This window comes from Streptomyces sp. NPDC048278 (assembly GCF_040652195.1).
GTDB lineage: Bacteria > Actinomycetota > Actinomycetes > Streptomycetales > Streptomycetaceae > Streptomyces.
Window position 1 is genome coordinate 177790 of sequence record NZ_JBEZLP010000007.1, and the last position, 12533, is coordinate 190322.

Genomic DNA, 12533 nt, shown 5'->3' on the forward strand with positions numbered 1-12533 from the left:
GTGGATCGGGCCCGTCAAGGGTTCACCTCGCCGAAACAACCATGACCTGTGTATTTGACGCGCCTACCAGGGTGGATGGAGCTTTTGTGTCGAGGGTGTTGACACGGTTGTGCGGCGTACTTACCGTCCTCTGCCATACAAGAGCTGACCGATGGGACCGCCATGACCCACACTCTTGACCGCACCTCCCTCCTCCGCTCCGCCTGGCGGGCCGCCTGGGACCACGGGCGGGTCGACGCCCTGGACGACCTGCTCAGCCCCTCCTACGTCCGTCGCCGCGGCCCCGCCGGCGCCACCCAGAACCGCGACCAGTTCAAGGACTCCGTCCGCGCGGTGCGGGAGGCGTTCCCCGATCTGCGCACCGAGATCGAGGACGTCGTCGAGGACGGCGACCGGGTGGCGGTCCGCTGGCGCAGCACCGGGCGCCACACCGGCGCCTTCCTCGGGGTGCCGCCCACCGGCAAACCCGTCGAGGTCTCGGGCGCCACCTTCGCCCGCTTCGAAGGACCGGCCGTGGCCGAGGAGTGGGTGACCTTCGACTCCCGGCAGCTCCTCGAAGCGCTCGGGATCATCACCACCGCGCAGCAGGCCGCCGTCGACCCGGACCTGGTGCGCGGGGTGCACCGCAAGTTCATCACCGGCGTCACCGTGGTCACCACGGACGACGACGGCACCCCCCGCGGGCTGGCCTGCAACGCCTTCTCCAGCATCTCCCTCGACCCGCCGATGGTGCTGGTCTGCGTCCAGCACAGCTCCGCCACGCACCCCGCCCTGCACCGGGCGAGCCACCTCGGCATCAGCATCCTCGCCGCCGACCAGCTCGACGTCGCGAAGACCTTCGCCGCCAAGGGCGACGACAAGTTCGCCCGGATCTCCTGGACGCCCGGCGACTTCGGCGCCCCGTTGATCGACGGCTCCTGCGCCCAGCTGGAGGTGGAGATCGGGGAACGCCTGGAGGCCGGCAGCCACACCGTGTTCACCGGCCGGGTGGTCTCCGCCCGCCACGACGACCTCGCCCCGCTGGTCTACAGCGGCGGCGGATTCTTCGACATCTCGCACACGGCGCCGCTGCCGTGGTGACCTTCCTCCCGTAGCAAGAGCAGGAGCACCGCATGACAGAAGGAACACCGGCGCCGGTCTACGGCAGCGCGGTCACCAAGGTCGAGCCCTTCGGCGTCGACCACATTCCCGACAACGAGCGCCACGGCAGGCCCAGTTCGCAGTTCTTCGTCTGGTTCGCGGCCGGCCTCAACTTCCCGATCATCCTGCTCGGCTTCAGCGCGGCCTGGTTCGGGCTGAGCTTCGGCGCCGCGGCGACGGCCATCGTGATCGGCGCGGCGCTGGGCTCCCTGCTGATGGCCGTGATGTCCCGGATGGGCGTACGGCTCGGGGTGCCGCAGCAGATCCAGGCCCGCGGCCCGCTGGGCTTCTTCGGCAACTTCCTGCCGGTGGCGTACATCAACGTCTTCGCGGGGATCGGCTGGGCCTCGGTCACCGTGATCCTCGGCGGCAAGGCGTTCGCCGAGCTGACGCATCTGCCGTTCTGGCTGTGCGCGGCCGTGCTCACGGCGGCCGAGCTGGTGGTGTCGATCTACGGCTACAACATGATCAACTACCTCCAGCGGGTGCTCACCTACGTCCTGACCCCGCTGTTCCTGCTGATCACCGTGGTCGCCGTGGTGCGCGGCGGCAGCTTCTTCCACTCCGACCCGCACGCCTCCGGATACATCGGCGCCACCGGCGGCTGGATCACCTTCGGCGGCTGGTTCCTCTCCTTCCTGGTCGCCTGGGCCCCCTTCGCCTCCGACTACTCGCGCTACCTCCCCGACACCCCCGAGGTCGTCACCCGCACCGCCTGGTACACCGGGCTCGGCAACTTCGTCACCATCTGCTGGCTGGGCATCCTCGGCGTGGTCGTCGGCGGCAGCGCCACCAGCTCCGACTCCATCACCGCGCTGCACGAACTGGCGGGCCCGTTCGCCGTCCCGGCCCTGATCGCCGTCGGCCTGTCCGCGCTCGCCCAGAACTTCCTCAACGTCTACGGCGGCGCGATCTCCGTCCAGACCCTGAAGGTCCCGGTCAGCCGCAGCCAGGCGGTCACCGCGATCTGCCTGCTGGCCTACGCGATCAGCCTGTGGGGCGAGTCGGGCACGGAGGACAAGTTCAAGGTCTTCCTCAATCTCACCGCTTATTTCATCGCCCCGTTCGCGGCCGTGCTGCTGCTCGACTTCTATCTGGGCGGTCGCTCCGACCCGTCCCGGATCGCCGAACTCTACGACCGCCGCCGGATCCTGGACTGGGGGTTCGTCGCCTGGGCGGGCGGGGTCGCCGCGTCGGTGCCGTTCTGGCAGTCCAGCTTCTACACCGGGCCGTTCTCGAAGGCCTTCCCCGGCGCCGGCGACCTGAGCATGTTCGTCGCGGCGGGCGCGGGCACGGTCCTCTACCTGCTGACGTACCGGCTGAAGCCGCTGTGGATCGCCGACGGCGGGCCGACACCGGCCCTCGTCGCCGACAAGGCCGCCGCCGACCTCTCCTGACGGCTCCTCAGGGCCGGTCACCCCTCCTCGGAGGCGGTGACCGGCCCTTCGGATTACGGGGAACTTCCCGGGCGGAAATCCCGCCGTAACGCACCGCCTGTCTACTGGTGTGCAACAGTGATTCATGTCAGTGGACACCTCCCGGGAGGCCCCCATGACGACCGACCTCGCCGCACTGGTCCGGGACGACGGCATCGAGTTCGTGCTCGCCGTCTTCGTCGACCTGACCGGCAAGCCGTGCGCCAAGCTCGTCCCCGCCCAGGCCGTCGAGGAACTCCGGGACGAGGGCGTCGGCTTCGCCGGATACGCGGCCGGCGCGCTCGGCCAGCAGCCCAGCGACCCGGACGTCGTCGCCCGGCCCGATGCCTCCTCGTACACCCCGCTCCCCTTCGTCAAACCCGGCCTCGCGCTCGTCCACTGCGACCCGTATGTCGAGGGGGAACCCTGGCCGTACGCCCCGCGCGTCATCCTGCGCTCGCTCCTTGAGCGGGCCGCCGCCCGGGGACTCTCCCTGGCCGTGGGCGCCGAGGTCGAGTACTTCCTGGTCAACCGCGACGAACACGGCGTCCTCAGCGTCGCCGACGCCAGGGACACCGCCTCGCAACCCTGTTACGACGCCCGCGGCCTGACCCGGATGTACGACCACCTCACCGCCGTCTCCACCGCGATGAACAGCCTCGGCTGGGGCAACTACGCCAACGACCACGAGGACGGCAACGGCCAGTTCGAGCAGAACTTCCGCTACGCCGACGCCCTCACCACCGCCGACCGGGTCATCACCATGCGCTACCTGGTGTCGGTCCTCGCCGAACAGCGCGGCATGACCGCCACGTTCATGCCGAAGCCGTTCACCGACCGCACCGGCACCGGCATGCACCTGCACCTGTCGCTGTGGCGGGACGGCGAACCCGCCTTCCCCGACCCGGCGGACACCCGCGGCCTCGGCCTCTCCCCGCTCGCCTACTCCTTCGTCGCCGGGATCGTCGAGCACGCCCGCGCCCTCCAGGCCGTCATCGCGCCCACCGTCAACTCCTACAAGCGCACCGGCGCCGTCTCCACCCGCTCCGGCGCCACCTGGTCGCCCCGGGTCGCGGGCTACGGCGGCAACGACCGCACCCACTTCGTGCGCGTCCCCGACGGCAACCGCGTCGAACTGCGCGGCGGTGACGGCGCCGCCAACCCCTACCTCGCCGCCGCCGGTGCGCTGGCCGCCGGACTCGACGGCATCGAACGCGGCCTCGACCCGGGCGAGCCGGGCGCCGGGGGCAAGGGGCCGGAACTCCCGCCGACCCTGCTGCACGCCGTCGAGGCCCTCCAGTCCGACGACGTCATCAGCGGCACCCTCGACGCCGCAGGGCCGGGCGTGAGCCGGTACTTCGCCGACCTCAAGCGCGAGGAGTTCTTCGACTGGCACTCCACGGTCGGCCCCTGGGAGCTGGACCGCTACCTCACCGCCTTCTGAAGGGACTCGGTATGTGCGGAATCGTCGGGCTCCATCTGCGGGAGCCCGCCCTCGAACCCCGGCTCGGCGAACTGCTCGCCGCGATGCTGGGACAGGTCGTCGAACGGGGACCGGACTCGGCGGGCGTCGCCGTCTACGGCGACCCACGGCTGTCCCCGCCCGGGCAGAGCGTGGTCTCCCTGCTCGGCACCTCGGTCGCCGAGGTCGAGACGGTACTGCCGGGCGCGGTGGCCTACGACGCCGACGCCACGACCGTCGTCCACGCGGAGCCCGCCCGGCTGGCCGAACTCCTGCCCCATGCCCGGGTGATCGGCTCCGGCGAGGGCTGCGCCGTGCTCAAGGGCACCGGGAAACCGGTCGAGTTGGCCAAGTCCTTCGGGCTCGCCGGCGTCACCGGCTGGCAGGGCGTCGGACACACCCGGATGGCCACCGAGTCGGCGGTCACCCCCGAGGGCGCCCACCCCTTCTCCGTGGGACCGGGCCAGTGCCTGGTGCACAACGGCTCCTTCGCCAACCACGCCACCATCCGCCGGGAACTGCGCGCCCAGGGCGTCGAGTTCGACAGCGAGAACGACTCCGAGGTCGGCGCCCGGTTCGTCGCGCACCACCTCGCCCAGGGCGCCGACCTGGAGAAGGCGCTGAAGCTGCTGTGCGAACGCTTCGACGGCTTCTACACGTTGCTGGTGTCCACCGGCGACTCCTTCGCGGTGGTCCGGGACGCCATCGCCTGCAAACCGGCGCTGGTCGCCGAGACCGCCGACTGGGTGGCGATGGCCTCCGAGTACCGGGCGCTGGACGTCCTGCCGGGCATCGAGAACGCCCGCATCTTCGAACCCGAGCCGGAAGAGGTGTACGTATGGCGACGCTGATCGACCTGGCGACGACGCCGGTGCGCGAGCTCAACGGGGCGTTGCACGCGGCCGGGGCCGACGACTGGCGGGTGCTGAACCCACGCGGCGCGCACGCCGTCGCCTGCGGCATCCGGGAACCGCTCACCGTCGACATCGAGGGCCACGTCGGCTACTACTGCGCCGGCATGAACCAGCACGCCACGGTCACCGTGCACGGCAACGCCGGGACCGGAGTCGCCGAGAACATGATGTCGGGGACGGTCCGGGTGCGGGGGAGCGCCTCCCAGTCGGCGGGGGCCACGGCCCATGGGGGGCTGCTGGTGATCGACGGGGACGCGTCGGCCCGGTGCGGGATCTCCATGAAGGGCGTGGACATCGTGGTCGGCGGAAACGTCGGTCACATGAGTGCGTTCATGGGGCAGGCCGGGCGGTTGGTCGTCTGCGGGGACGCGGGGGAGGCGCTGGGGGACTCGCTGTACGAGGCGCGGATCTATGTGCGGGGGGCGGTGAGGTCGCTGGGCGCGGACTGTGTGGAGAAGGAGATGCGGGGTGAGCATCTCGCCGAGTTGGGTGAGTTGTTGAAGGCGGCGGAGCGGGAGGAGGAGCCGGGGGAGTTTCGCCGGTACGGCTCGGCGAGGGAGTTGTATCACTTCAAGATCGACAACTCGGGTGCGTACTAGCGCCGTTGTCGGCTGCGGGCCGGTGGGGGCTGGTCGCGCAGTTCCTCGCGCCCCTAAAGACACAACTCGCCGTACTCAAAGGAGCTGAACCTTGGAACCCGCATCCCATGGCCTGCGTGAGTCCGCCACTTTTGATCGAGCCACCATCCATGCCATCCAGCGTGCCGCCGACACCGGGATCTATGACATCCGGGGGTGGGGGGCCAAGCGCAGGCTGCCGCACTTCGACGATCTGCTGCTGCTCGGTGCCTCCATGTCCCGTTATCCGCTGGAGGGTTACCGGGAGCGGTGTGACACGGACGTCGTGCTCGGTGCGCGGCACGCCAAGAACCCGTTGCGGCTCGCCACGCCCGTCACCGTCGCCGGCATGAGCTTCGGGGCGCTCTCCGCGCAGGCCAAGGAGGCGCTGGGGCGGGGGGCGAGCGAGGTCGGTACGTCGACGACCACGGGGGACGGTGGGATGACGCCCGAGGAGCGCGGGCACTCCAAGCACCTCGTGTACCAGTACCTGCCGTCCCGGTACGGCATGAACCCCGATGACCTGCGGGCCGCCGACGCCATCGAGGTGGTTCTGGGGCAGGGAGCGAAGCCCGGTGGCGGGGGGATGCTGCTCGGGCAGAAGGTCACCGAACGGGTGGCGGGGATGCGGACGTTGCCGGTCGGGATCGATCAGAGGAGCGCGTGCCGGCATCCCGACTGGACCGGGCCCGACGACCTCGCCATCAAGATCCTCGAACTGCGCGAGATCACCGACTGGGAGAAGCCGGTCTATGTGAAGGTCGGCGCGACCCGGACGTACTACGACGTGAAGCTGGCCGTGCACGCGGGCGCCGACGTCGTGGTGGTCGACGGCATGCAGGGCGGTACGGCGGCCACCCAGGACGTCTTCATCGAGCACGTCGGCATCCCGACGCTCGCCGCCCTGCCCCAGGCGGTGCGGGCGCTGCAGGAGCTGGGCGTGCACCGGGAGGTCCAGCTGGTGGTGTCGGGCGGCATCCGCTCCGGCGCCGACATGGCCAAGGCGCTGGCGCTGGGGGCGGACGCGGTCGCCATCGGTACGGCGGCGCTCATCGCGCTCGGCGACAACCACCCCCGGTACGAGGAGGAGTACCGGCGGCTGGGGTCTGCGGCGGGCTACTTCGACGACTACCAGGACGGCCGCGACCCGGCCGGCATCTCCACCCAGGACCCGGAGCTCGTCGCCCGGCTCGACCCGGTCGAGGGCGGCCGACGGCTCGCCAACTTCCTGCGGGTGATGACCATGGAGGCCCAGACCCTGGCCCGCGCCTGCGGCAAGGCCCACCTGCTGCACCTCGAACCCGAGGACCTGGTCGCGCTCACCATCGAGTCCGCCGCCATGGCCCGGGTCCCGCTGGCGGGCACGGACTGGATCCCGGGGACCGGGCTGTGATCGCGGTCGTCGGCGCCGGGCTCATGGGTGCGGCCACCGCCTGGCAGCTCGCCCGGCGCGGTCACCCGGTCACCCTGATCGAGGCGTACGACATCGGGCACAAGCGGGGCAGTTCCCACGGCAGTTCGCGCATCTTCCGGCACGCCTACGCCGACCCCTTCTACGTCCGCCTGACCGGGCGGGCATTGGAGGAGTGGCGGGTGCTGGAGGAGGACACCTCGACTCCCCTGCTGCGTACGACCGGTGGGCTCGACCTGGGGGAGGGGCGGGACCCGGAGGGCCTCGCCGAGGTCCTTGCGGCGGCCGGAGTGCCGTACGAACTCCTCGGCGCCGAGGCCGCCCGGGAGCGATGGCCGTCGATCCGGTTCACCGGCCCGGCGCTGTACCACCCGGGCGCGGGGGTGCTGGACGCGGACGAGACCGTCGCCGCCTGTGTGCGCGGGGCGGTGGACCACGGGGCGGACGCGGTGATCGGGGTGCGTGCCGTGGGCCTGGAGGCGGTCGCGGGCGGCGCGGTGCTGCTGCGTACCGACGACGGCCGGGAACGCTTCGCCGACACCGTGGTGATCGCGGCCGGCGCCTGGCTGCCCGAACTCGAACTGCCCCTCGCGCTGCCGCCGTTGACGGTCACCCAGCAACAGGTCTTCCACTTCCGGCAGCGGGACCCGGGCGAGCGCTGGCCGATCCTGGTCACCAAGGACGCGGACCTGCAGGTCTTCGGGCTGCCGTCGGGCAGCGACGGGGGCTTCCAGCCGGCGATGAAGGTGGCCGAGCACGACCGGGGCACGCCCACGACGGCCGGTACGCGCAGCGGGGTGGTCGACCCCGCGTCCCGGAGCCGGGTGAGCGGCTTCGTGCGTGACCGGCTGCCGGGGCTCGACCCCGCCCCGGTCGCCGAGGCGACCTGCCTCTACACCAGCACCCCCGACGAGGACTTCGTCCTGGACCGGCGCGGGCCGTTCGTGATCGTCTCGCCGTGCTCCGGGCACGGCGCGAAGTTCGCCCCGCTCATCGGGGCGATGGCGGCCGACCTGGCGACCGGCCGGGCCGAGCCCCAGTCGCGGTTCCGGCTCGAACGTGCGGGCTAGGATGCGCCGGTGACCGAGCAGCACACAGACGGCGACGACGGCGACAGCGACGCAAGCGACGATTTCGACGACAAGGCACTGGAGCGGATCATCGCGGTCCGGACCCGTGAGTACCGGCAGGCGGCGGGGGTCTCGGTCGGGGAGATGGCGCAGCGCGTCGGGATCTCCAAGGCCATGCTGTCGAAGATCGAGAACGCCCAGACGGCGTGCAGCCTCACCACCCTCTCCCGCCTCGCCCGCGGCCTCGACGTCCCCGTCACCGCCCTGTTCCGGGGCATGGACGACGACCGGGAGGCGGTCTTCGTGCCGGCCGGCCACGGCGCCCGGATCGTCCGGCGCGGCAGCCGCGTCGGCCACGAGTACGCCCAGCTGGGCTCGCTGCGGGGCGCCCACAAGCGGATGGACGCCCTGCTGGTCACCCTCACCGAGCAGAGCGAGGTCTTCCCGCTCTTCCAGCACGGCGGCACCGAGCTGCTCTACATGCTGGAGGGCGAGATGGTCTACGGCCACGGCAAGGCCAGCTACACCCTGCGCCCCGGCGACGCCCTCCAGTTCGACGGCGAGGCCCCGCACGGCCCCGAACGCCTCGTCGCCCTGCCGATCCGCTTCCTCACGGTGACGGCCTTCGGGGACAGCCCCCAGCACTGAGCCGGGAACCGTCCCGCGCCCCTATGCCTCGTACGGCAGCAGCTCCGGCCGCTTCGGCGCGCGGCCGTCGCCCGAGGAGCGGCCGGTCAGACGGCGGCCTATCCACGGCAGCAGGTACTGCTTGGTGAAGCGGGCGTCCTCGATCCGGCGCGCGGCCCAGCCGGGCGGCGGGGTGGCCGGCAGCGGTGTCCGCCACCCGGGGTCCTCGGCCTCGTACCCGAGGATCTGCCAGACCGCCTCGGCGACCCGGCGGTGCCCCTCGTCCGTCAGGTGCAGCCGGTCCACGTCCCACATCCGCGGGTCGGCCAGCGAGGGCGCGCCGTACAGGTCGACCACCAGCGCGCCGTGCTGCCCGGCGAGCTGCTCGATGATCTCGAACAGCGCCTCCATGCGGGGGCGGAACCGCTCCAGGACCGGACCGTTGCGGCCCGGGCTGCGCATCAGCACCAGCTGCCCGCAGGCCGGGGCCAGCCGCTCCACCGCCTCGGTGAGCAAGTCCCGGACCCGGACCATGTCGCACTTGGGGCGCAGCGTGTCGTTGAGGCCGCCGACCAGCGTGATCACGTCGGGCCGCATCGCGACCGCCACGTCCACCTGCTCCTCGACGATCTGCCCGATCAGCTTGCCGCGCACCGCGAGGTTGGCGTAGCGGAAGCCGGGGGTGCGGGCGGCCATCCGGGCGGCGAGGAGGTCCGCCCAGCCCCGGTAGGAGCCGTCGGCCCGCAGGTCCGACATGCCCTCGGTGAAGGAGTCGCCGATCGCGACCAGGCTGGAGTGTGCGGGAAGCACCGGGTTCTTCTGCATGGCGACACAGATGGTATCCCGAGGCGCATACCCGCCGGTCGGTCACTCCCACCGGCTGCGACTTCTCCGACGGCCCCTCCTCCGGGGAGGCCTAAGCGTGCTGCCCGAACAGCTCCCGCAGCACGTCCTCCATCGTCACCAGACCTGCCAGCCGCCCGTCGTCGCCGCGCACGCCGGCCAGGTGGGTACGGCTGCCGCGCATCGCGGTGAGCACGTCGTCCAGCGGGGTGTCCTCCCGTACCCGGGCGATCGGCCGCATGTCCCGCAGCCGGAACGCCTCGTCCCGGGGCGAGGCGTCCAGCGCGTCCTTGACGTGCAGATAGCCGACGATCCGCCGACCCTCGTCCACCACCGGGAACCGGGAGAACCCGGACTCCGCCGACAGCCGCTCCAGCTCCTCCGGGGTGACGCCCACGCGCGCGTAGACGACGCGTTCCAGCGGTACCACCACGTCCTGCACCGGCCGGCGGCCCAGCTCCAGGGCGTCGTGCAGCCGCTCCTGCGCCCGGTCGTCGATCAGGCCCGCCTCGCTGGCGTCCTTGACGATCTCGGCCAGTTGGGCGTCCGTGAAGGTCGCCGAGACCTCGTCCTTGGTCTCCACGCGGAGCAGCCTGAGCAGGGTGTTGGCGAACGTGTTGATCGTGAAGATCACCGGGCGCAGTGCCCGGGACAGCGCGACCAGGGGAGGTCCGAGGAGCAGGGCGCTGCGCACCGGCTCGGCCAGCGCCACGTTCTTCGGCACCATCTCGCCGAGCAGCATGTGCAGGTAGGTCGCGACGGACAGCGCGATCACGAAGGACACGGCATGGCCCGCGCTCGTGGGCACGCCGACCGCGTGGAACACCGGCTCCAGGAGATGCGCGATCGCGGGCTCCGCGACCACGCCCAGCACCAGCGTGCACAGCGTGATGCCGAGCTGGGCGGCGGCCAGGAGTGCGGAGACGTGCTCCAGGCCCCACAGCACGCTCCTGGCCCGCCGGTCGCCGGCCTCCGCGTGCGGCTCGATCTGGGATCGGCGCACGGAGATCAGCGCGAACTCGGCACCGACGAAGAACGCGTTCACGACCAGCGTCGCGAAACCGATCAGCAACTGTACGGCGGTCACCGCTGCCCCTCCTGCTCCGTCGTCTCGCCGGCGAGCGGCGCGTGCAGCAGCACCCGGGCCGCCCGCCGCCCCGACGCGTCCACCACGTCGAGCCGCCAGCCGGCGATCTCGACACCGTCCCCGGTCTCCGGTATCCGGCCCAGCTCGGCCGCGACCAGCCCGGCCAGCGTCTCGTACGGGCCCTCGGGCGGCCGGAGGCCCACGCGCGCGAGCTGGTCCATGCGGGCCGCGCCGTCCGCTGTGTAGAGCGCGCGGCCCGTCGTGTCCGCACCGGCGGGGGCGAGGTCGGGCGTCTCGTGCGGGTCGTGCTCGTCGCGGACCTCGCCGACGACCTCCTCGACGATGTCCTCCAGGGTGGCGACCCCGGCCGTACCGCCGTACTCGTCGATCACGACGGCCATCGTGCGCCGGCCGCCGAGGCGGTCCAGGAGACGGTCGACGGTGAGGGACTCGGGGACCAGCAGGGGCTCGCGCATCACCTGGGCGACCCGGACCCGGGACCGTTCCTCGGCGGGCATGGCCACGATGTCCTTGATGTGGGCGGTGCCGACGACCGAGTCCAGGCTGTCCTCGTAGACCGGGAAGCGGGACAGGCCGGTCGCCCGGGTCGCGTTCGCCACGTCCTCGCAGGTCGCCCGGACCTCCAGGGCGACGACCTGGACGCGCGGGGTCATCACGTTCTCGGCCGTGAGATCGGCGAGGTTGAGCGTGCGCACGAACAGCTCGGCGGTGTCCGCCTCCAGCGCGCCCTGCTTGGCGGAGTGCCGGGCCAGCGCGGCCAGCTCCTGGGGCCCGCGCGCGGAGGCCAGCTCCTCGGCCGGCTCCACGCCGAACCGCCGTACCAGCCGGTTCGCGGTGTTGTTCAGATGCGTGATGAACGGCCGGAAGGCCGCGCTGAACCAGCGCTGGGCGTTGCCCACCCGCTTGGCCACGGCCAGCGGTGTGGAGATCGCCCAGTTCTTGGGCACGAGCTCGCCGACGACCATCAGGAACACCGTGGACAGCGCGGTACCGATCACCAGCGCGAGCGAGCTCGCCGCCGACGCCCCGATGCCCACCGCCTCCAGCGGGCCGGCCAGCAGCTTCGCGATCGAGGGCTCGGCGAGCATGCCGACCACCAGGTTGGTGACCGTGATGCCGAGCTGCGCCCCGGAGAGCTGGAACGTCAGGTTCCGTACGGCCTTGAGGGCGCCGGCCGCCCCGCGCTCGCCACGCTCCACGGCGCGTTCCAGCTCGCCGCGCTCGACCGTGGTCAGGGAGAACTCGGCCGCGACGAAGGCACCGCAGGCGAGCGACAGCAGGATCGCCACCAGCAGGAGGAGCACTTCGGTCATCGGGTCACCTCCGTCCCATGATCGGGCAGGGCGGTCGGGACCGCGCGGCGTTGCCGGAGGACAGGACTGGGAGGCTCGCCCATGGCTGGACGCTCACACACCTTTCATCGAGGAAGGACGACGACTCCCCCAATAGTAAAGGACCGGCAAAGTGACGTCAGTGGCCGCCGTCCGTCAGCGGCTTCACCCACCGCCGCCACTGCTCCTCGGGCTGGTACCCGGCGGCCCGCCAGGCGTGGTGTGCGCTCTCGTTGCGGAGCAGCACCATCGCGTCCGCCCGCCGTCCGCCCAGCCGTACGAAACGCTCGTCGGCCGCCGTCAGCAGGGCCGAGCCGATGCCCCGGCGGCGCCGCCCGGGATGCACCGCCAGCCGGTACAGATGGCAGCGCCAGCCGTCGAAGCCGGCGATCACCGTGCCGACGAGTTCCCCGTCCAGCTCGGCGAGGAGCAGGGCCTCGGGGTCGGTGGCGAGGAGACGGTCCACGCCACCGCGGTCGTCGCTGATGCTGGTGCCCTCCGCCGCCGTCTTCCAGAAGGCGAGCACGGCGTCGAGGTCTCCGGACGTGGCAGCACGTATGCGCAGGTCGGTCATGCCGTGATCACATCACGGCGG

At 71.8% G+C, this 12533-nt stretch carries 12 protein-coding genes; 8 read left to right on the forward strand and 4 right to left on the reverse strand.

What is annotated here, in order from left to right; all coding sequences use genetic code 11:
- The first annotated feature begins 162 nt into the window (after positions 1–162).
- The 8 genes from AB0D74_RS15350 to AB0D74_RS15385 all read left to right on the forward strand — a co-directional run bounded on the left by AB0D74_RS15350 (position 163) and on the right by AB0D74_RS15385 (position 8677).
- Positions 163–1080, forward strand: a complete 918-nt coding sequence (locus AB0D74_RS15350) for a flavin reductase (protein WP_362585541.1) — start codon at positions 163–165, stop codon at positions 1078–1080.
- Between the two features lie 32 nt (positions 1081–1112).
- Positions 1113–2537: a cytosine permease gene (locus AB0D74_RS15355; protein WP_362585544.1), complete on the forward strand. Its 1425-nt coding sequence runs from the start codon at positions 1113–1115 to the stop codon at positions 2535–2537.
- Positions 2538–2691: 154 nt separating this feature from the next.
- Positions 2692–3999: a type III glutamate--ammonia ligase gene (gene glnT, locus AB0D74_RS15360; RefSeq protein WP_359219564.1), complete on the forward strand. Its 1308-nt coding sequence runs from the start codon at positions 2692–2694 to the stop codon at positions 3997–3999.
- A gap of 11 nt (positions 4000–4010) precedes the next feature.
- Positions 4011–4868, forward strand: a complete 858-nt coding sequence (locus AB0D74_RS15365) for a glutamine amidotransferase (protein WP_362585548.1) — start codon at positions 4011–4013, stop codon at positions 4866–4868.
- Positions 4856–5530: a glutamate synthase gene (locus tag AB0D74_RS15370; RefSeq protein ID WP_362585550.1), complete on the forward strand. Its 675-nt coding sequence runs from the start codon at positions 4856–4858 to the stop codon at positions 5528–5530. Before AB0D74_RS15365 ends, AB0D74_RS15370 begins: the two co-directional genes overlap by 13 nt.
- 91 nt (positions 5531–5621) lie before the next feature.
- Complete coding sequence (locus AB0D74_RS15375) at positions 5622–6941, forward strand: FMN-binding glutamate synthase family protein (RefSeq protein ID WP_362585553.1); 1320 nt, start codon at positions 5622–5624, stop codon at positions 6939–6941.
- Positions 6938–8029 carry an FAD-dependent oxidoreductase gene (locus tag AB0D74_RS15380; RefSeq protein ID WP_362585556.1) on the forward strand — a complete coding sequence of 364 codons (1092 nt, stop codon included), beginning with the start codon at positions 6938–6940 and terminating at the stop codon, positions 8027–8029. The genes AB0D74_RS15375 and AB0D74_RS15380 overlap by 4 nt, the downstream gene beginning before the upstream one ends.
- 9 nt (positions 8030–8038) lie before the next feature.
- Positions 8039–8677 (forward strand): XRE family transcriptional regulator, encoded by a 639-nt coding sequence (locus AB0D74_RS15385; protein ID WP_362585559.1) that lies wholly within the window; start codon positions 8039–8041, stop codon positions 8675–8677.
- Between the two features lie 21 nt (positions 8678–8698).
- Here AB0D74_RS15385 and AB0D74_RS15390 read toward each other — a convergent pair whose 3' ends face one another.
- From AB0D74_RS15390 to AB0D74_RS15405, 4 genes are all read right to left on the reverse strand, one after another.
- Complete coding sequence (locus AB0D74_RS15390) at positions 8699–9481, reverse strand: SGNH/GDSL hydrolase family protein (protein ID WP_362585562.1); 783 nt, start codon at positions 9479–9481, stop codon at positions 8699–8701.
- Between the two features lie 91 nt (positions 9482–9572).
- Complete coding sequence (locus AB0D74_RS15395; RefSeq protein ID WP_362585565.1) at positions 9573–10586, reverse strand: hemolysin family protein; 1014 nt, start codon at positions 10584–10586, stop codon at positions 9573–9575.
- Entirely contained in the window at positions 10583–11920 is a 1338-nt protein-coding gene (locus AB0D74_RS15400; RefSeq protein ID WP_362585568.1) for a hemolysin family protein, read from the reverse strand. Before AB0D74_RS15400 ends, AB0D74_RS15395 begins: the two co-directional genes overlap by 4 nt.
- 157 nt (positions 11921–12077) lie before the next feature.
- On the reverse strand, positions 12078–12512 hold the full coding sequence (locus tag AB0D74_RS15405) for a GNAT family N-acetyltransferase (RefSeq protein WP_362585571.1): 435 nt from the start codon (positions 12510–12512) through the stop codon (positions 12078–12080).
- Positions 12513–12533: the final 21 nt, after the last annotated feature.